The 19,862-nt window shown below is 43.8% G+C and carries 21 protein-coding genes; 10 read left to right on the forward strand and 11 right to left on the reverse strand.

What is annotated here, in order from left to right; all coding sequences use genetic code 11:
* Both VK541_RS12575 and VK541_RS12580 read right to left on the reverse strand, forming a co-directional pair.
* A partial coding sequence (locus VK541_RS12575) for a M1 family metallopeptidase (protein ID WP_324370577.1) occupies nt 1-1,961 on the reverse strand: 1,961 nt, incomplete at its 3' end.
* Nucleotides 1,958-2,548: a HupE/UreJ family protein gene (locus VK541_RS12580; RefSeq protein ID WP_324370579.1), complete on the reverse strand. Its 591-nt coding sequence runs from the start codon at nt 2,546-2,548 to the stop codon at nt 1,958-1,960. The genes VK541_RS12580 and VK541_RS12575, both read right to left, overlap by 4 nt.
* A 68-nt stretch (nt 2,549-2,616) precedes the next feature.
* On the opposite strand from VK541_RS12580, the gene VK541_RS12585 reads away from it, so the two are divergent.
* A complete protein-coding gene (locus tag VK541_RS12585) occupies nt 2,617-3,096 on the forward strand; it encodes a DUF6702 family protein (RefSeq protein ID WP_324370581.1) in 480 nt (159 codons plus the stop codon).
* Nucleotides 3,097-3,347: 251 nt separating this feature from the next.
* Here VK541_RS12585 and VK541_RS12590 read toward each other — a convergent pair whose 3' ends face one another.
* From VK541_RS12590 to VK541_RS12605, 4 genes are all read right to left on the reverse strand, one after another.
* Entirely contained in the window at nt 3,348-4,394 is a 1,047-nt protein-coding gene (locus VK541_RS12590; protein WP_324370583.1) for a hypothetical protein, read from the reverse strand.
* 413 nt (nt 4,395-4,807) lie between these two features.
* Nucleotides 4,808-5,692: a class I SAM-dependent methyltransferase gene (locus VK541_RS12595; RefSeq protein WP_324370585.1), complete on the reverse strand. Its 885-nt coding sequence runs from the start codon at nt 5,690-5,692 to the stop codon at nt 4,808-4,810.
* A gap of 15 nt (nt 5,693-5,707) precedes the next feature.
* A complete protein-coding gene (locus VK541_RS12600; RefSeq protein WP_324370587.1) occupies nt 5,708-6,460 on the reverse strand; it encodes an ABC transporter ATP-binding protein in 753 nt (250 codons plus the stop codon).
* Nucleotides 6,457-7,191 (reverse strand): ABC transporter permease, encoded by a 735-nt coding sequence (locus VK541_RS12605; RefSeq protein ID WP_324370589.1) that lies wholly within the window; start codon nt 7,189-7,191, stop codon nt 6,457-6,459. The genes VK541_RS12600 and VK541_RS12605 overlap by 4 nt, the downstream gene beginning before the upstream one ends.
* 158 nt (nt 7,192-7,349) lie before the next feature.
* On the opposite strand from VK541_RS12605, the gene VK541_RS12610 reads away from it, so the two are divergent.
* From VK541_RS12610 to ispG, 5 genes are read left to right on the forward strand one after another with little or no spacing between them, the layout of a single operon-like run.
* Nucleotides 7,350-8,039: an SDR family oxidoreductase gene (locus VK541_RS12610; protein WP_324370591.1), complete on the forward strand. Its 690-nt coding sequence runs from the start codon at nt 7,350-7,352 to the stop codon at nt 8,037-8,039.
* A 19-nt stretch (nt 8,040-8,058) separates the two neighbouring features.
* On the forward strand, nt 8,059-8,787 hold the full coding sequence (locus VK541_RS12615; protein ID WP_324370593.1) for a PspC domain-containing protein: 729 nt from the start codon (nt 8,059-8,061) through the stop codon (nt 8,785-8,787).
* Nucleotides 8,788-8,789: 2 nt separating this feature from the next.
* Nucleotides 8,790-9,731, forward strand: coding sequence for a LiaF transmembrane domain-containing protein (locus VK541_RS12620; RefSeq protein WP_324370595.1), 942 nt, complete (start codon nt 8,790-8,792; stop codon nt 9,729-9,731).
* Nucleotides 9,731-10,348: an RDD family protein gene (locus tag VK541_RS12625; RefSeq protein ID WP_324370596.1), complete on the forward strand. Its 618-nt coding sequence runs from the start codon at nt 9,731-9,733 to the stop codon at nt 10,346-10,348. Before VK541_RS12620 ends, VK541_RS12625 begins: the two co-directional genes overlap by 1 nt.
* Before the next feature lie 38 nt (nt 10,349-10,386).
* Nucleotides 10,387-12,360 carry a (E)-4-hydroxy-3-methylbut-2-enyl-diphosphate synthase gene (ispG, locus tag VK541_RS12630; protein WP_324370598.1) on the forward strand — a complete coding sequence of 658 codons (1,974 nt, stop codon included), beginning with the start codon at nt 10,387-10,389 and terminating at the stop codon, nt 12,358-12,360.
* On the opposite strand, the gene VK541_RS12635 is transcribed toward ispG, so the two are convergent.
* Nucleotides 12,350-13,063, reverse strand: coding sequence for a DUF1080 domain-containing protein (locus VK541_RS12635; RefSeq protein WP_324370600.1), 714 nt, complete (start codon nt 13,061-13,063; stop codon nt 12,350-12,352). The two genes, ispG and VK541_RS12635, sit on opposite strands and share 11 nt — an antisense overlap.
* Nucleotides 13,064-13,169: 106 nt before the next feature.
* Here VK541_RS12635 and VK541_RS12640 point away from each other — a divergent pair, with 106 nt between their 5' ends.
* The gene (locus VK541_RS12640; RefSeq protein WP_324370602.1) at nt 13,170-13,877 is read left to right on the forward strand and encodes a DUF2490 domain-containing protein; all 708 of its coding nucleotides are present in this window, start codon (nt 13,170-13,172) and stop codon (nt 13,875-13,877) included.
* Here VK541_RS12640 and VK541_RS12645 read toward each other — a convergent pair.
* From VK541_RS12645 to VK541_RS12655, 3 genes are read right to left on the reverse strand one after another with little or no spacing between them, the layout of a single operon-like run.
* Nucleotides 13,874-14,224 (reverse strand): hypothetical protein, encoded by a 351-nt coding sequence (locus tag VK541_RS12645; RefSeq protein WP_324370604.1) that lies wholly within the window; start codon nt 14,222-14,224, stop codon nt 13,874-13,876. The genes VK541_RS12640 and VK541_RS12645 overlap by 4 nt on opposite strands.
* 60 nt (nt 14,225-14,284) lie before the next feature.
* The gene (locus VK541_RS12650) at nt 14,285-14,788 is read right to left on the reverse strand and encodes a hypothetical protein (protein WP_324370606.1); all 504 of its coding nucleotides are present in this window, start codon (nt 14,786-14,788) and stop codon (nt 14,285-14,287) included.
* Complete coding sequence (locus VK541_RS12655; protein WP_324370608.1) at nt 14,785-15,375, reverse strand: class I SAM-dependent methyltransferase; 591 nt, start codon at nt 15,373-15,375, stop codon at nt 14,785-14,787. Before VK541_RS12655 ends, VK541_RS12650 begins: the two co-directional genes overlap by 4 nt.
* Before the next feature lie 129 nt (nt 15,376-15,504).
* Between VK541_RS12655 and VK541_RS12660 the strand changes: the two genes are divergently transcribed.
* Nucleotides 15,505-16,038: a DUF2911 domain-containing protein gene (locus tag VK541_RS12660; RefSeq protein ID WP_324370610.1), complete on the forward strand. Its 534-nt coding sequence runs from the start codon at nt 15,505-15,507 to the stop codon at nt 16,036-16,038.
* Here the strand turns inward: VK541_RS12660 and VK541_RS12665 are convergent.
* A complete protein-coding gene (locus VK541_RS12665; RefSeq protein ID WP_324370612.1) occupies nt 16,025-16,846 on the reverse strand; it encodes an alpha/beta hydrolase in 822 nt (273 codons plus the stop codon). The two genes, VK541_RS12660 and VK541_RS12665, sit on opposite strands and share 14 nt — an antisense overlap.
* 174 nt (nt 16,847-17,020) lie before the next feature.
* Here VK541_RS12665 and hemA point away from each other — a divergent pair, with 174 nt between their 5' ends.
* The gene (gene hemA, locus VK541_RS12670) at nt 17,021-18,250 is read left to right on the forward strand and encodes a glutamyl-tRNA reductase (RefSeq protein WP_324370614.1); all 1,230 of its coding nucleotides are present in this window, start codon (nt 17,021-17,023) and stop codon (nt 18,248-18,250) included.
* Between the two features lie 24 nt (nt 18,251-18,274).
* The gene (gene hemC / locus VK541_RS12675) at nt 18,275-19,855 is read left to right on the forward strand and encodes a hydroxymethylbilane synthase (protein WP_324370615.1); all 1,581 of its coding nucleotides are present in this window, start codon (nt 18,275-18,277) and stop codon (nt 19,853-19,855) included.
* Nucleotides 19,856-19,862: the final 7 nt, after the last annotated feature.

A 19,862-nucleotide genomic window follows, 5' to 3' on the forward strand; every position in this document is an offset into this window, starting at 1 on the left:
GCAGAAAGTGTATTATAATAAGCCTGAAAATCCCCGTCTGCCGTTTTGCCCACTTCAAAACGTTCAAATTTGTTGTAGTAATCCAGCAGGCTGGTGTCCTGCTCGACAGCAAATTTAATTCCTGCGGCCCGGCTGCGTTCCCTGCCGATGTATTTGTTGTCCCGTTCATAGACGGCTTTTTTGTCCTGGTTTTCTACAGCCTGTTTCATGCTGTTCATCCGGTAATAGCGCACACTGTCCAGGGATATATCCACCGGATCAGTACCAAAGAACCAGCCCCTCCAGAACCAGTCCAGGTCTACCGCAGAAGCATCTTCCATCGTTCTGAACAAGTCTGCAGGTGTCGGATGTTTAAACGCCCAGCGTTTGGCATACTCTTTAAAAGCATAGTCAAACAATTCCCTGCCCATTACCGTCTCTCTCAGAATGTTCAAAGCAGTGGCCGGTTTGGCATAGGCATTCGGGCCAAAGTTTACGATCTGCTCAGAGTTGGTCATGATCGGCTCCAGCTGGTTTTTGGGCATTTTCATGTAATCCACGATCTTGTGTGCCGGACCTCTTCCCGAAGGATAATTGTTGTCCCATTCCTGCTCTGCCAGAAACTGGCAAAAAGTGTTCAGCCCCTCATCCATCCATGTCCATTGCCGCTCATCAGAATTGACGATCATCGGGAAGAAGTTGTGGCCCACTTCGTGGATGATCACCCCGATCATGCCCAGCTTCACAGCCTCCGTATAAGTGCCGTCCTTTTCCGCCCGGCCATAGTTAAAGCAGATCATCGGGTATTCCATTCCATTTGCAGCCTCTACCGAGATGGCCACCGGATACGGATAAGGAATGGTGTGTTTAGAATATACTTTTAATGTATGCGCCACAACTTTAGTAGAGTATTTACTGTACAGCGGATAGGCCTCAGGACCATAATAAGACATGGCCATGATCTTTTTGCCGTCCACATTTGTCGCCATTGCATCCCATACCAGTCTTCGGGAGGAAACCCAGGCAAAATCCCTTACATTCTCTGCGGTATAGGTCCAGGTTTTCTTTGCAGCAGATTTTTTAGCGAGTCCGGATTTTACTTCATCCAGGGTCACGATCTCGACGGGTGCTTTGGCCGTTTGTGCGGTATTCCATCTTTTTAGACTGGCTGCGTCCAGCACCTGTGCATAGTTCTGGCACTGACCTGTGGCGCCCACAACATGATCTGCGGGCACGGTCATGTTTACTTTATAATTTCCAAAGACTAGTGCAAATTCGCCCCGCCCTTCAAACTGTTTGTTTTGCCAGCCCTGGAAATCAGAATAAACCGCCATTCTCGGAAACCACTGGGTAATGGTGAACAGGTAATTGTCGTCTTCCGCGAAATGTTCATAGCCGCCACGGCCGCCGACAGTCATGCGGTCGGAGATCTTATAATTCCAGGAGATGTTCAGTGTATACTTTTCATTTGGTTTCAGTACTGCCGGCAGGTCAATGCGCATCATGGTATTGTTGATCACATAAGGGAGGGCTGCGCCGCTTGCATTGGTCACCTTTATGATCTTTACACCCAGGTCATTCTCACCGCCAACTATGGCCGATAAAGCTTTATAGGTCATCTTATCCGTCATCTTACTGGTTTCAGTAAGTTTATTGTCACTCGTTGCCTTGTGCTGATTTTCATCCAGCTGCACCCATAAATAACTCAAAGGGTCCGGAGAATTGTTGTAATAGGTGATCGTTTCAGATCCAGTGATCTTCAGGTTCTTTTCGTCCAGTTCCGCATTGATGTTGTAGTCTGCCCTTTGCTGCCAGTATGCAGGTCCCGGTGCTCCGGATGCCGAACGGTAGGAGTTTGGGTCAGACAATACAGTACCCAACTGCTCGAACTTATTTCCATGATTGGAACCCGGGTTGAGCAATTGGGCATAAGTGGCGGAGCCGTACAGTATAACTGTAAAGAGAAGTATCAGTCGTTTCATAATGAATAAATTGCCGGAAGCCTTTCAGCCGCCATAATAAACGCGATCCCAAATATAGCTGAAGAAAGGAAGAAGTTCCAGTCCCAAGCTTTTATTTTTACAATCCAAATCAGGATAAAAGAGAGGAGCATCGCTGCTGCAACAATGAGCAGCTGTCCAAACTCCAGTCCCAGATTAAAGCCAAGGAGTTCCACGATAATATTTGCACTTTTGCCCATCAGACTCTTCAGGTAATTTGAAAAGCCGAGGCCATGGATCAGACCAAAGAACAAAGTCAGCAGATAACGGAACAACATTTTCTTTGGCTTCTTTTTTTTGCTGATGATATTGGAAAATGCGGTGATCAATATGGTTACGGGGATGAGGAACTCGATGAGCTTGCTGTTGATGTGGATGTACTGCCATACGCTAAGTGCCAGGGTAATGCTATGGCCAAAGGTAAATGCCGTGATCAGGATGAGTAGTTTTTTCAGGTCCTGGGTGTTGTAAACGCTGCACAGTGCGAGCAGGAACAGGATGTGGTCGTAGCCCTCCCAGTCCAGAATATGGTGCCATCCGAGGTTAAAATAGAGCTGAAAATCCTGCATTGCCGCTGAAAGTCGTAATTTTTGGAAAAAAATGCAAACTAATCATTTAATTTTGTTCGATATAGACAATGATGTTACAACTGATACTGGTTATTCTTTTTAATATTTTTCACCCGTTTTATGTGAGTGTGACGGAAATTGAGCAAAATCAAAAGACGGGGACATTGCAGATAAGCACCCGTATTTTCTTTGATGATCTTGAAAAAGCCCTGGACAAACGATATAAAGCAAATGTAAACATACTGAAACCCGCAGATAAGAAACAGGTTGACGCATTGATTTCGGGCTACATTAAGGAGCATCTCAAATTAAAGGCGAATAACAAGGAACTTGTGATGAAGTATGTCGGTTATGAAATCGAGGAAGAAGCGGCGTGGTGCTACTTTGAGACCGATAAGACAGAACCTGTCCGGAACCTGAACATCCAGAACAATATTTTATTTGAGCAGCACGAGTCTCAGGTCAATATGATCCATGCTGTTGTTGCCGGCAAACGACAAAGCAGTAAACTTGACAATCCAAAAGATAAAGTAAATTTTTCTTACTGACCGGTTCATCCGGCATACTTGCCTAGAACCTGGTCTTATACCCAAGTCAGCATTATGTTGGATTCATAACGGCTTTATCATGGGTTTTAATTGGATTTAGCCGAGGCGAACCCGTTATGGAGCCGTTATGGAACCGTAAAGAGGCCGTCATGGGATTTAACTCAAAACCTTCTCTATTAGAGAACGACATCAACAAAAGAGCCCCTGGAAAATATCCAGGGGCTCTTTTGCCTTTTTTATTTCAGCTGTTGTTACTGATATTGTATATAGACAGGAGCAGGTTTTAGTTTTAAGAGTTCCTCCGGCGTCATCAGGCGGTTAGGGGCCTTTTTCAAGTCATTTTTATAAAAGAGTTTGAAACCGGTGAACTGTACCGGTTCTGAGTAAATGAAATGACGATATGTGCCTTTTTTTAATTCCGGTTCACCCCATCCGTCCATGTGCATGACCATTTGCACTTCCGGGCGAAGTTTGATGTTCTGATAATTGGTGACCATCTTTTTCGTAAAGCGGTGTACAACAAATACTTTAGGAGGGAGGTTGTTCTTTTTAACCAGGTTTGCAAGATATTGGGACACATAATTGATGTCTGCTGCATCATAGGTTCCTATCCTTCTACCCGGTAAAGAACCGTCTTTCATAGAAAACTCAGGGTCAATTCCTAAATGCACATGTGGCATTTGCAGATATTTCTCGATATGTGGCAGTTCAGCCTTGATGTTGCTTAAAGCCACCTGCAGATCTAAAAATACGATTGTATTTGGGCGCATCTTTGCAATTTTCAGTACAGAGTCGATCTGGCTATTGGCCATGCGATTGATATATTTCCCGTCTCTGCCCGGAGTGCCGCTGGCAACCGCAGCGATGTAGTGTAAGCCTACCTGTACTGGTGTCGCAGGGTCTGCTTTTTCCCAGTGTTTCACTTCCGCATTTAATTTTCTCCACATTTCCTTGGGCGCATACTCTCCAAGGGCACCCATTTTTTTGGAATGCAGGTTGCCATAGTAAACCACAATACGTTTAAACGGAAGGATGGCGCCAGCCAGCGGATAAGGCTGTTTTTTTACAGGCCATTTTCCGGTGGTGTCACCATTAGCCAGTTTTTTCAGCAGCGCATCATATTTTGCCGTATCTACAGGCAGTCTTGAAGCGGTAGTGTCTTCTACGGCAGTAGAGTCACCTGCGTTGGCAGTTTTAGTTTTTCCTTTAACGTTTTTTCCGTCTGAAGTACAGCTTGTACAAATGCTGAAAGCGGCTATTCCGATTAAAAGAATTCCTGCAAGAGGAGATAATTTCATTTTGTATGTGTTTTTATAGATAAGATACTGTTTTGCGCGGTTTAGCCCGGCAATTAAAATCTTACAAGTATAACACTCTTGATACGAATAAAAAAACAAGAATAGGAAAGACCCAAAAAATAAATGTGCTAATTGTTTGGAATTATTCTAAATAAGTTACTATACTTGTACTGTTATTTGAAACGATTCTAAATAGTATCCCGGAGGGGATCAGAAAAAGTAAATATTTGGTTTAGTTTGGTTAGAAAAAGGAATACTTCCGGGGTTTGCCCACATGCTTCGGAAGTTCCTTATTCGTTAAATCATTGAGTTTCTGCAAAGCAGAAAAAAGAAACTATTCAGTAAGGTGTTACTGATTTAGGTGTGTTAAAGGCGTCGGAATAGGTCCCCGGCGCCTTATTTATGACAAAATCTTATTGAAAGCTATTGAACTTTCCGAATACACCCAATGGCAGCTTAATGCCGGAGGTGGCCTGCAGGTAAAGTTCTCCGGTTTCCAGGTTCTGTACCTGTGGGAAAGAAGTCTTGATGAGGTTTTCAACGATGACTGAAGAAAAACCTAAGGAGTATGTGTTCAGGATCAGGAAGTGCTCTTCTTCATCAAGCAGCTGTACGACTTCTTGCATCATCTCCTGGATATGGTCTTCGAGTTTCCATTTCTCCCCGTTCGGGCCATGGCCGAATGCGGGTGGATCTAAGATGATCCCGTTGTATTTCTTGCCGCGTTTGAGTTCCCGCTTCACAAATTTCAGCGCATCTTCAACTACCCAGCGCACATCCTGAAGTTTGGAAAGCTCCTGGTTTTCGTTGGCCCAGTTGACCACCTGCTTGATCGAATCTACGTGAGTAGTATCGGCACCGGCAGCCTTGGCGATCAGTGAAGCTGCACCTGTGTAGGCAAATAAGTTCAGTACTTTTGGGCTGCGGGTCTTCATTTTCCGGATAGAGGAAGAGATATAATCCCAGTTTACTGCCTGCTCGGGAAATACGCCAACATGTTTGAATGAAGTGAGGCCCAGACGAAGGTTAATACTGACGTCATCATTTTTATAGGTTACATTCCAGCGGTCGGGCAGGTGTGCGGAATTTTTTATCCATTCACCTGAAGTGGCCGAGCGGCCCTTGAACCTGATGTGTGTCTGTTTTTTCCATTCCTGCTCGGACAGGGTCTTTTTCCAGACAGCCTGGGGTTCGGGTCTCGATAAAACGAGGTTGCCAAAACGTTCTAATTTTTCAAAATCTCCACAATCGAGCAACTCATAGTCTTTCCAGTGTGTGGGCGTTAGCAGGCTTATCATAAAAAAGCGGATATATTAAAACTTCCCTTTTGCAGCTTTCATAAAACGGCTTGCAAAAACGAAATCATTTAGTTCTTCAATGTCGGTATGGGCAATGTCTTTATTAGAGCCTTCCCAGAATTTCTTGCCCTCGTGCAGGAACAGGATGTAATCACCTATGCCCATTACCGAGTTCATATCGTGCGTGACCACGATCGTAGTCGTATTGTATTCTTCAGTGATTTCCTTGATCAGTTCATCAATAACGATGGAGGTTTTAGGGTCAAGGCCCGAATTGGGTTCATCTACAAAAAGGTATTTTGGATTCATGGCTATTGCCCGGGCAATGCCTACGCGTTTTTTCATTCCTCCTGATAGCTCAGCAGGAAACAGCTTGTTCTTGCCTTCCAGGTTTACCCTGTCCAGGCAAAAGTTAACCCGTTCCAGTTTTTCGCTGCGTGTCTGCTCAGTGAACATATTCAGCGGGAACATGATGTTTTCCTCAACGGTCATGGAATCAAACAGCGCCGAACCCTGGAACAGCATCCCGATCTCTTTCCGGATCTCGATCCGCTCCTCAAAATTCATGGTTGTAAATTCGCGGCCATCGTATTCTACACTGCCCTGCTCAGGCTGGTGTAAACCGATCATGCATTTGAGTAAAGTAGTTTTTCCCGAACCGGAACCTCCGATGATCAGGTTGGTCACCCCGGCTTCGAACTTACCGGAGATACCGATCAGTACGTCATTGCTGCCAAACGATTTATGGATGTCCTTGATCTCGATCATAATAATAACTGGGTTACGATGTAATCACATGCCAGAATGGAGATACAGCTGACTACTACAGCCCGGGTACTGGCCTGGGCTACTTCAAGAGCGCCCCCTTTTACATAAAAGCCTTCGTATGCGGGTACTGAGGTAATGATAAAACCAAATACAAATGCTTTTACCAGTGCTACGGTGATGGTATATGGATTGAAGTCGGTGGTGATTCCCTGCATATATTCCGCAGGAGTAACTGCTCCGGATAATGTACCGCCGATGTACCCACCGGTAATGCTTAAAAACATAGATATGATCACCAGAATAGGTACCATCGTAATCCCGGCTATGATCTTGGGAAGGATCAAATATCCGGGTGAGTTGATGCCCATGATCTCCAGTGCATCGATCTGCTCGCTTACCCGCATCGTGCCGATCTCAGAGGAGATGGCTGAACCAATCTTTCCGGCAAGTACGATGGCGCTGATGGTTGGACTCAGTTCAAGAATTGATGAATCGCGGTTTACTGAGCCAATAATGGTTTTTGGAATAAAATCACTGACGAGCTGGAAAGCGATCTGTAAGGTCATAACCGCGCCAATGAAGGTCGAAATAATGGATATAAGCCCGAGTGAACCAACGCCGATAAAATCCATTTGTTTAAAAATGGCTTTCAGATAGATCTTAAATTTTTCCGGTCTCCTGAATACCGCCTTTAATAACAGAAGATACTTGCCAAAATTGGTAAAATTCATTCTTGAAAACTTAGCTATAGTACGGATGCAATATTATTACAAAGAAACAATAAAATTTGAATAAAGACAGCATTCAGAGTTGGTAACAAATCTTTATGCGGCAAAGTTTTGCGATGTATGGCTTTTTTGTAATATTGCGCAAAATTAGCTGTTTGAACATGAATGCCATTATCACAGCCGGTACCAAAGGTATTGGAAAAGCAATAGCCATTAAATTGGCAGAGAACGGGTACGATCTGGCGGTATGTGCCAGAAACAGGGCGAGTCTGGATCAGCTTTATGAATCATTGAGACATACCGGCAGAAAAGTTTTTTTACATGAGGCCGATTGCAGTGTGAAGGCCGATGTTTACAGGTTCTGTGAAGCGGTGCAAAAACAAATGCCGGTGGCTGATGTTTTGGTGAATAATGCAGGGACGTATATTCCCGGGGTAATGCTGGATGAGGCTGATGATCAGTTCGAAACGCAGTTAAATCTGAACCTGAATGCAGCTTATTATACCAGTAAGTTCTTTGGTAAAATGATGCGTACACAGCAATCCGGGCACATTTTTAACATTTGCTCGGTAGCCAGCAAACAAATCGTTGAAAATGCAGGTGGGTACAGTGTAACTAAGGCGGCCTTGCTGAGTCTTAATCATGTATTTAGGGAAGAGTTATCAAAATACAATGTAAAGGTAACAGCTGTCTTGCCGGGCTCAACACTAACGTCTTCATGGGAGGGAACAACAATTCCCGCCGGGCGTTTTGTTCAGCCGGAAGATATAGCGAATGCCATATACACCATATTGAATTTAAGCAGTGGCGTAAATGTTGATGAGATAACCATAAAACCGGTACAGTTTTAAACATAGGAGGACATATATTATGGACAAGAGATTATTTAGAAATGAGCACGAGAAAGTGATTGCGGGAGTATCTTCCGGAGTTGCTGAGTACATGGAGGTGGATGTAACGATAATCAGGTTATTGTTTGTCCTGTCTACTGTGTTTTTGGTGGGAACAGGTATTTTGGTCTACATCGTGATGTGGATCGTCGTGCCGGTGAACAATGATCCCGCGAAGCGGTTTTCAAAGTTCAATGATTTTTATGCAGGCAAAAATCCTTTCAATTCGCCAAATGCATTTTCGCAGCCTGCAAATACACCGGAGAATCCGGCGCCTTCACAAAGCTGGACATCATCAACTATAAATGAAGACAGTTTTAAAACAACAGGAAAACCGCAGGATTTTAAGCCTTTTCAGAAAAACAACAATGAGACCGGGCGTACCGTGGGCGGATTGTTCCTGCTGGTGATCGGACTTTATTTCCTGATGAATGAGTTTAATTTCATTCCGTTCTGGTTCAGCATCGGTAAACTGTGGCCGCTCGTATTTGTAGCTATCGGGGTGAGCTTTATCCTCAAATCCAAACGCAAAAACGCATGGGAAGAATGGAAAGCCCAGCAGGATGAAAAAGTATCGGCTGAAACGGGGCCTGCGCCGACGGAGCATACTGAAAGTACTGCAGCTGCTGCCGGGACTGAAGGCCCCGCAAATCCGGAAAACCCTGAAGGAAGTTCACTGTCAGACCGATTAACCAAAAAAGACATATAATTATGAAACTGGATAGAATAATGTGGGGTATAGTTCTGCTGTTTATCGGTGGAGTACTTCTTTTGGATAACTTTAACATCATTGAGTTTTATTGGGGGAATGTATGGCGGTTCTGGCCTATATTCCTGATCATAGCCGGGGTAAACATCCTTTTCAACAGGAACAAGTCCCAGATCGGGGGCATCATATCCATAGCTGTGCTGGTGATCACACTAGGCGTATTGTTCTATAAAGGACAGGAACGCCGCGAACACCACAGCTGGATGAATGAAAGCACCCGCGTCCATGAGGACAACATGGATTCCGATGAAAATCATCATGAAACGCTGGATTTTTCACATCCTTATACGGATTCAGTTTCTGCGCTTACTGTTTTGAATATCTCCGGCGGAGGCACGTCATTTGAACTCAAGGGTGCTACAGATAGCCTGATTGCAGCGCATGTAGAAAGAAAAGCAGGCAACTTTACACTGGAGACGACAAAAAATGATACCCAGACGACTGTAAATTTCAAGATGAAAGGCAAGTCTAACTGGAATATGGGCGATGGCAGTAATGATGTTGACTTCAGGTTAAATACCAATCCCAACTGGGAGATCCATATGAATATGGGGGCCGGAGAAGTAGATTTTGATCTTTCTGCTTATAAGGTGCGTACGTTCAATTTTGATGGCGGTGCAGCTGCACTGGACATTAAGTTCGGGGACTTGCTGCCTGTCACCGATGTCCATATAAAAACAGGTGTAGCGGAGGTAAAGATCAATGTGCCTGAAAACTCAGGCTGCAGAATTAAAACCAAAACTGGTTTGTCCTCTAAAGATTTTGAAGGCTTTATCAAGCTGGCGGACGGAACCTTTGAAACTCCAAACTATAAAACATCAGCCAAAAAGATATTTGTCAATTTGGACGGGGGATTGAGTAGCTTTGAGGTTAAAAGATATTAATGCAGCCTGAAGTTACTGAATACACAGTTGTCATCAACGGGAAGCCTGAGGGGCCATATCAGCTGGCACAACTAAAAACGCTGGACGTCCAGCCCGGAACATTTATCAGAAAACCGGGAATGGACGATTATAAAGAAGCTCACGAGTTCCCGGAACTGCGTGAGCTTCTTGGTTTTCGCTTTCAGAAGACCGCACCCCAATACTTCGCTTCTTTCGATCAGCGCTTGCTTGCTTCTGTAATAGATTACTTCTTCATCACAACAGCCTATGTACTGGTCATTTTGTTGAGCTTTATTTTCATCGATGAAAAAACACAACGCATTTTGGTTGCCCTGGCCGGATTGCCTTTGCTCCCTGTTGTTAAATTTATTTACAGCAGTGTAGCCGAATCTTCAGAAAAGCAAGCCACCATCGGCAAAAGGCTGGTCAACATCAAAGTATCGGATTTAGGAGGCAACAGGATTTCACTGAGCAGTGCCTGCGGCCGCAATGCAGCGAAGGTATTTTCTACCGCTCCTTTCTTTTTCGGATACCTGTACAGCTTTTTAAACAAGAAACAGCAATGTTTCCATGACATCATCGCAAACACACTGGTGATAAAAGACCGGTTGATTTAAACATAATCTTTATCTTTGCATTATTATTTGCAGGTCAAATGGAAGAAGCAGTGTTTTTAAAAGAATTACATGGGGGCTATTGTAACAGTCTGAGTCAATATTCACGGTTTTTGACGCGTGAGGTACAGATTGGAGATGTTCCTATGGGCGGGCTAAACCCGATCCGCATTCAATCCATGACCACTACAGATACAATGGACACCAAAGGTACGGTAGAGCAGACGATCAGGATGGTTGAATCCGGCTGTGAATATGTGCGCATCACAGCGCCAAGCATGAAGGAAGCCGAAAACCTGGCCAACATTAAAAAAGAGCTTCGCTATCGCGGATATACCGTTCCCCTGGTTGCCGATATCCATTTTACCCCAAATGCCGCTGAGGCCGCTGCCCGGATCGTAGAAAAAGTAAGGGTAAACCCGGGCAACTATGCCGATAAAAAGCGCTTTGAAAATATCGAATATACAGCGCAGGCCTACCAGGCAGAACTGGAGCGTATCTATAAAAAATTCACGCCTTTAGTAAAGATCTGTAAAGAATATGGTACGGCAATGCGCATTGGTACTAACCATGGATCGCTTTCTGACCGCATCATGAGCCATTATGGTGATACCCCGCGTGGGATGGTGGAATCGGCAATGGAATTTATCCGCATGTGCGAAGACCAGAACTATTACAACCTGGTGATCTCTATGAAAGCCAGCAATACGCAGGTCATGGTGCAGGCTTATCGTTTACTTGTGGAAACCATGGTAAAAGAAGGAATGAATTATCCTTTGCACCTTGGCGTAACGGAAGCAGGAGACGGGGAAGACGGCCGCATCAAATCTGCCGTGGGCATTGGTACTTTGCTGGAAGACGGTCTTGGAGATACCATCAGGGTTTCGCTGACAGAAGACCCTGAATTTGAAGCCCCTGTGGCCAAAGCGATGGCACTGAGGTATGAAAGGCGGACAGCTGCGCAGATCATTGAACCGGTACAACGAGAACGCATCAGTATCGGTACGCTTCCGTATACCCCTTATGCATACAACCGCAGGTTGACGATTCCTGTACAGCATATAGGCGGGCACTACCATCCCATAGTGATGCTGGATGTGTCCAAACAGAATTTAAAAGATCCTTATTTTTTAACGGCAGCAGGCTATAAATACAGTGCGGGACTGGATAAATACAATATGGCCAACCAGGCCTGTGACCTGGTTTACCTGGGTGATGCATTGCCTTCATTTTCTTTTCCCGGTAACCTGAAGCAAATCTACAACTACCAGACCTGGCTGGGTCTGAAGGACAGGAACAATTGCCATCCTTTACTGACCTATGCAGAATATCAGGAGACAGCTATTCGTGACGCGCAGCTGAATCTGGTACTGGTCAATGCTTCAGAAGCCGGACAGCATGATCTTTCGGCGTTAAAAGGCAATGTGATCCTGGTCCTTGAAACCCGGGCCCTGCATGGCATGGCAGCGCAAAGGGAGTTTTTTATAGCTTTGATGAATACGGGCGTTAAAATTCCGGTGATCATTAAACGAGATTATCCGGGCGTTGCAGCTGATGACCTGATGCTGTATGCGGCGACCGATTTGGGGGCTTTGCTGACCGATGGGATGGGGGACGGAGTATGGATCAGTGCAGAGGAGACGCTTGGATTGTCACTGATCAACTCGACCAGTTTCGGTATTTTGCAGGCCACCCGCACACGGATCTCTAAAACAGAATACATCTCCTGCCCAAGCTGCGGGCGTACATTATTTGACCTGCAGGAAACCACCCAGCTCATCCGTTCGCGGACAGATCACCTGAAGGGTATTAAAATAGGCATTATGGGCTGTATCGTAAATGGTCCCGGTGAGATGGCTGATGCTGATTATGGCTATGTAGGTACCGGACCGGATAAAATAACGCTTTATCGCGGTAAAGAGGTGGTGAAAAAGAATGTGAACACCAGCCGTGCGCTGGATGATCTGATTGAACTGATCAAAGAAGACGGCAACTGGACAGAAGTTAAGGCTTAATCACCCGGATCTTAATGTTCCTGAAGGAGACCAGACCGCCATGTTCCTGTAAAAGAATGTGGCCTTGTTTAACCGAACCAAAGGCCGGGACAGTCTTGCTAAATTTACTAAGGGCAACGGCATCCTTAAAACGCTCACTGGTCTTTTTGTATTCCAGGACCTTAAACCCATTTAGCCAATGCTGGACCCTGTCATTTTCCGAAACAATACGGATGGTGTTCCATACACCCGTTGGATTTACTTTTTTCATCAATTTTGATGGTGCCAGAATGTCGTATAAGGATCCGGTGAGGTGATTGGCTTTTTTATTGTCTTCAGCCAGTTCATCGTCCAGGATCTGGTATTCCATTCCCAGGTTTCCCCCTTCATCATATTTGGTGAAGAAGTATTTTATACCGCTGTTGCAGGCAGTATCAATCCGGTAATCCACCGTTAGCTCAAAATTGGTATATTCTTTTGCCGTGATGATGTCGCCGCCCTTGCTTCCGGCTATTGCCGTTATATTTCCATCTTCAATTTCCCATCCTGCGGGTACAGGCTTGCCCCCGGTGGTGGTCCATCCGTTTGTGGTTTTGCCGTCAAATAACAGTGCCCATCCTTTCTTTTTTTCAGAATTGGACAATTCATTGAGTTTTTGTGCCCGGGCTATTGAAACGAAGCTGATCAAAAGCATTAAAAAACAAAGGTTTCTTTTCAGTTGCATAGTATATTCATCATTATTAATCAGAGTTGAATATAATAAATGTATCCATTAAGAAATAATTATTAAGATTCTTTATTTTAGCGGCTAAAGACGAACAAAACTTAGTATGCGTATCTATTTATTGTTATTAGCGATGTTGTTCATGTGCGGCACTTCTGGCAAAGCACAAACCACAAAACAGAATACCGGCTGGTTGTTCCTGATGAACAGTACCAGGATCGGTAAAGATTGGGGGATTCATTTTGATGCTCAGTTCAGGAGCCAGGACGAGTGGGATGGGCTTAGGAATATTCTGATCAGGCCGGGAATCACCTATTTTATCAATAGTAATAATGACCTTACTCTGGGGTATTTATTTACGCAGACACATACCGAACTGATTGGCGCTGCAGACAATACACTCACTGAACACCGGATCTGGCAGCAATACATACACAAGCACAAAATCAGCATCGTTAATGTAAGTCATAGGCTGAGGCTCGAACAGCGTTTCATGGAGCGGTATGGAAATGATGATCTCTTTGCTCAGCGTCTGCGTTATTTTGTCAGATTTTTAGTGCCTTTGCAAAAACCTGCTCAAAGCTTCGATAAAGGCCTTTTTGCCGCACTGCAAGATGAAGTGTTTTTCAATATTCAAAACAAAAACAAGTTGAACGGCAGCTTATTTGACCAAAACCGTGCATATTTTGCCATCGGGTACCGGTTCAGCAAAAAAATAGATATCGAAGCGGGATACATGAACCAAAGTCTTAAAGGTATCACAAGTAATACATCGAATAATGTCGGCCAGCTGGCAATATATACCAGATTTTAATGCCCGTCCAGGTATTCTTCTATGGCATTTGTGAGTTCTGCAACCGGTTTTTCGCTGCTCTTATTGATGAGCTGGTGTTGCGCGGAGTTGAATTTCTCGATAAAGGTGCCTTCTTTTGAATTGAATTTTAAATAACCCTGTTCAAAAAAACGTTCTTCTACATGGCCTGATGAATCCATCGATTTAAACCAGAGTTGATTGATCGTTAATGATTCCTTATCAATATAAAGCCATTTGAATACATCAGAAAGGTCAGCGGTGCCGGTATCCAGGTCTGTTCGCTTAATTTCAAGAATATGGTGCGTACCATTTTCCAGATGGTACAAAATTTTAAAAGCAGGTCTCATTGTGTGTTTGGTAGTTGCGGAGCAAAAATACAAAAAAATGCAATTCTTCGGTGCATTTCATTATTTCCATACGTGTGCCAAATAAATAATCAGATAGGTCAGCAGACAGATTAAACTCCGGGCGTTAAATGGGATCAGCATATTTTGCCTTGCGATTGCATTCTTTATCAGGTAATTGGCAATTGTCCAAAATAAAATTGAAAGCCCGATATCCCAAAAATCAAATCGTCCATTTGTAAGGTGAAGAAGCTGGAATAGCTCTAAACCGATAGAAAATGCGAGAGGGGTATAAACTAGATCAAATTCACGGTTAGCGATCCTTATAAATAAGAATTTCGACGTTAGTGTGATGCAAAATACCCATAGTGCTTCGGGCAGTGAGTAAATGATGTGTTCGTTTAGGGGGAGCACTTTTGTAACATGCTCCCGCATTTCGAAAAAGATATTAAATGATACGATCGAAATAAATATTTCGTTGACTACTGTCTTTTCTGTGCGGTAGAACAAATAGACGAATAAGCTGATCAACAAGGATGCAATGATTAAAAAATGGTGTTTTTTCATAGCTTTCCATAGATTAAAAGTTTGAAATAGGAAAGCTGACCAAAGCTGATTTCTTTTAAAAGCCTAAACTTTTTTATTTCAGATAAGCTGTCGATATAAAAAAGTGATTTAAAATGAAATATTTTAGAAATAACCTGTAAGGATTTGTCAATGTGCCTTAACCAGTTACGCGGCGTAAAATGATTGAGGATAAAGACCTTCCCATCAGGTTTTAGTACTCTGAAAGTTTCGGCTAACAATCTTTCGGGATTGTCGACAACAGCGATAACATGAGAGAGGATAACATAATCAAAAGATTTGTCCGGAAACAAGAGGTCCTCTCCGTTCATCTGCAGAAGTTCGATGTTCTCCTTTTTTTGTTTTCTTGCTGTTTCGAGCATACTGGAAGAGGTATCGATCGCAGTTATTTTGTGGGTTTTGCAGAGTGGAAGATGCTTTCCGTTTCCTACTCCGATCTCAAGTAGTTCTCCGGGCGGCAGTTTGTTGATCTCCTGGAATAACTTACGTTTTTGCGGTTTCAGAAATAGATCCACCAAAGGGTAGAGGAATGAAAATTTATTGTAAAAATTGTCTGTTTGCTTGCTCATTTAAAAGTGCTTTGCAATTCAAAGTTAGCATATGGCTTTGATTTATGCAAATAGAATTGCTTCTTTACCGGGCACATAACAGTTGAATAAAAATTTGTTATATTAGTAACAATCAAAAAATTAAATGTTATGAAAAAAATATTTGTATTGTCTCTAATTGTGACTTTGTTTACTTCAGTAACTGTATCTGCTCAGGACAAGCCTAAAGAAGATAAAAGTAAGCGCCCGAGTCCGCCTGCAACTGCCAAAGGAACAACTAAATCAGGCACAGCAATCACGATCGATTACAGCTCTCCATCCGTAAAAGGACGTACTGTAGGTAAAGAAATCGCACCGTTTGACGGTAAAGTTTGGCGTACCGGAGCAAATGAGGCCACTATATTTGAAGTGAGCAAAGATGTGACCATCGAAGGAAAAGCTTTGCCTGCAGGTAAATATTCATTGCACTCTATCCCGGGAGCTCAGGATTGGGTGTGGATCTTTAACAAGACCGCAAATCAGTGGGGTTCTTATGAATACAAAGAAGCGGATGATGCCCTTCGAGTACCGGTAAAAACAGGAAAAGCAAAAACTTTCGTGGAAAAAATGACTTTTACCATAGACAAATCAGGTAAAGTTGTTTTAGAATGGGGTAATATTTCAGTGCCGTTTACTGTGAAATAAAATCTAAAGTCTTTTCGGCTGCCTCTTGTAAATGATCAGGCAGGCGATCAGAATTATAAGGATGGGAGGCGCCATAAACATGATTGGCGCCTTCTATTTTATAGATTTTTGCCTTGATCTGTCTCTGTGCCAGCTGCTGCGCTACACTAAAGTCAACGTTCACATCCTGATCTCCATGCAGGATCAGCCAGGGAACAGAGACCCGTTCCGCTGCTTTTAAAATATCAAATTCCTCCTTGTGTTTTCTGAAATCATATAAGAGTGTACTGTTTAAGGGCATTGTTTCGTGGGTCCGTGCATTTATCACCGTGATCGTGCTGGCATGAATCCATTCCTTTTCCTGTTCTTTTTTCCACAGGCTGGAGAAATCTGCTATGGTAGACCAGGTGATCAGCTTGCTGATCCTCCGATCTTTTGCAGTGGTTACAACCGCTAACCCGCCCCCGCGGCTATGACCTATAAGATAAATGGGAGTATCGGGGAAATTTTCTGCGGTATAGCTGATCACAGCATCTACATCAAAAAATTCCTTACTGAAGGTATTTGAGGCAAACGTTTCCATGTCGGTTACATCAACGGGATTTTCGAGCTTGACACCGCTATGCGACAGGTTAAATTTTAAATACCGGTAGCCATTGGAGGCAAACCATCCGGCGATCAGGTTGTGTGCACCCCAATCTTTGAACCCTTTGAACCCGTGGACAAAAATTATGGTGCCTCTTATTGTGTTTTTATCGTCATAAGTATAATCGCCAAATATGGTTTTTCCTTCTGCACCGGACAGTAAAAACTGCTCTTTTTGTATCATATGTAACTGCTGTTATGAGGTTTAGCCAATATAACAAATTTTTTCAGCCGATGTTTGACTGAAGATCAGTCAATTTAAAATCTTTCTAAATAGCTCTTAATTACAGCCTAATGACAGTGGAACAGCCTCCGCTTATTACTTTTGTTTCGCTAAAAATAAACAGGGTAATACATTTTGGAATATTTAAAGATCATTGCTTTTACGCACAAACATATTGACCTGCAGTCGCTGGGCAAGTTGGTGATATGTGAGCAGACGCTGGATGACAGGTTGAGGAATATCCAATCTGTACTCGGGGTCAAAGAAATATTCTATGTAGGAACGTGTAACCGGGTCGAATTCGTATTCACTTCTTCAAATATTATTGACAAGGATTTTATCCGTCATTTTCTAACCGTACTGGATATGGGGCTGCCGGAAAAGTATATGGACGATTTTATTGATAAGGTGTCGGTATACGAACAGGCGGAAGCCTTCAACCATTTGCTGCGTACTTCATGTTCACTCGAAAGCCTGGTGGTAGGTGAAAAGGAGATCCTGGCGCAGATCCGGAAAGCCTATGAGGCGTGCCGTGTAGCCGGATTTACCGGAGACTATATGCGGATGATCATGAACAGGGTTGTCAAGACTGCCAAGGAGGTCTATACCCACACCAATATATCCAAAAACCCCGTCTCTATTGTCTCCCTTGCTTATCGCAAGCTCCGTGACCTCAAGATGTGTTCCAGTGAAGCAAGGCTGCTGATCATCGGTGCCGGGGAAACCAACAAACTCATCGCTCAGTACCTCAAAAAACACAAATACTCTAATTTCTCTGTCTTCAACAGAACTCTTGAAAATGCAATATCACTGGCTAAAGACCTGAACGGGACAGCCTACCCGCTCTCAGAACTGGAAAATTACAATAAAGGTTTTGATGTCATCATTACCTGCACAGGGGCTACAGAGCCCATCATCACTGAAGATATCTATAAAAAACTGCTCAATGGCGATACCGGTAAAAAGGTGATCGTGGATCTGGCAGTGCCTAATGATACTGCTCCCGGAGTGGTTGAAAATTTTCCTGTTCATTTTATAGAGGTAGAATCTTTGAAAGAGATCGCCCGTAAAAATATCCAGGAACGCTATGATGAGCTGGTCAATGCCGAACACATCATTGAGGAAAACATTAAGGATTTTGAACTGGTATTGCGCCAGCGCGAGATAGAGATCGCCATGAGTGGTGTGCCGCGGAAAATAAAGGAAATTAAGCAGACTGCTATCAATGGCGTCTTTGCCGACGAAATCAGCGGCATGGATGAGAACTCCAGGCTCGTGCTGGAACGCGTGATGAATTATATGGAGAAAAAATACATCAGCGTACCAATGGTCATGGCAAAGGAGATATTGGTAAAGAATAGCTAGATTTGCGGAAAAATTAGCATCAACGTGAAAAGACTTACTATAGGTACGAGAGGCAGTGACCTGGCTTTATGGCAAGCCAACTTCATTAAGGAGAAGCTTGCGGGGATAGGTGTGGAAACCGACCTGAAGATCATCAAAACCCAGGGTGACAAGATTTTAAATTTACGTCTGGATAAACTGGAAGGCAAAGGTTTCTTTACTAAAGAACTGGAAGAAGAACTTTTGGCCGGCACCATTGATATTGCTGTGCATTCTCATAAAGATCTGCCTACTGTACATCCTGCGGGGCTGACTATTGCTGCGGTAACTGAACGTGAAGACCCTTCTGAACTGCTGCTGATCCTGAAGGACTGTGTGGATGTAACCCAAAAACTTTCATTGAAGACCGGCGCGATGGTGGGCACTTCGTCCAACAGGCGTAAGGCACAGTTGCTGGCGTTAAGGCCGGACCTGAATATTGAAGACCTTCGGGGTAATGTTCCGACCAGAATCGGTAAGCTGCGAGATGAGGACTATGACGCCATAATGATCGCAAGGGCGGGTGTGAACCGTTTAAATATAGATCTTTCTGAATTTCATGTTGAGGTGGTGGACACTACTGAACTGGTGCCCGCACCTGCACAGGGGGCGCTTGCTATACAGATCAGGGAGAGTGATAGTGAATTATTTGAACTGCTTCAAAAGATCCATCACCCGGAAACTGCGGCCGAAATAGCAGTGGAAAGAAAAGTGCTGAACCTGTTTGAGGGTGGGTGCCATATGCCTTTGGGCTGTTATTGCAAAAAAGAAGACGGAAAATTTGAAGTGTGGACTTCTAAAGCGGAAACTGACGAGGATTTTCCGGACCGCTTGTTTTACAGGGTGGAGAGTCTGGACGGCCTTGCAGAAAAGATAGTGAGCAAGTTTGCCGCTGACAGGAAAAGACCTTCAAAGGTGTTCATCTCCAGAGAGATCGGGGAGCACAATTATTTTAGAAAAGCACTGGAGAAACATGATATTGAAATAGAAGGCAGATCGCTGATCCGCACCTTTCCTATAGTCAATGTACTCGATCCTTTTTATTTGAAAAATATAGACTGGATCTTTTTCAGCAGCAGAAACGCGGTGGAGTACTTCTTTAACCTGAAACCGGTGCTGTCTAAAAAAGTACAGTTTGGAGTGGTAGGGAGAGGATCTGAAGACGCGCTGCGCAAACATGGTGAACTGGCAGATTATGTTGGCGAAAGCGGAGATATTACCGAGGTCGCTGAGACATTTGCTGAATTGGTAACCGGTAAAACCGTATTGTTTCCAAGGGCACAGGATTCCCTGCAGAGCATTCAGAAATTACTGAAAGCGGATACAAAGATAGTAGACCTTCCTATATACGAAACTGTGGTTGAGGATGAAATCGATCAGACTCATGCCGATATACTGATCTTTACCAGTCCGAGTAATGTGGATGCCTACTTTGCGGATAACTTACTGGATCCCGGACAACAGGTAATTGCCATAGGCAATTCGACAGGCAAGAAGTTTGACGAGATGGGGGTAACTTATACGCTGCCTTATTCTCCTGACGAGATTGGATTGGCTGAGGCTGTATTCGGAATAGATATTAAATAAATCATTG

The organism is Pedobacter sp. (assembly GCF_035317785.1).
Classification (GTDB): domain Bacteria; phylum Bacteroidota; class Bacteroidia; order Sphingobacteriales; family Sphingobacteriaceae; genus Pedobacter.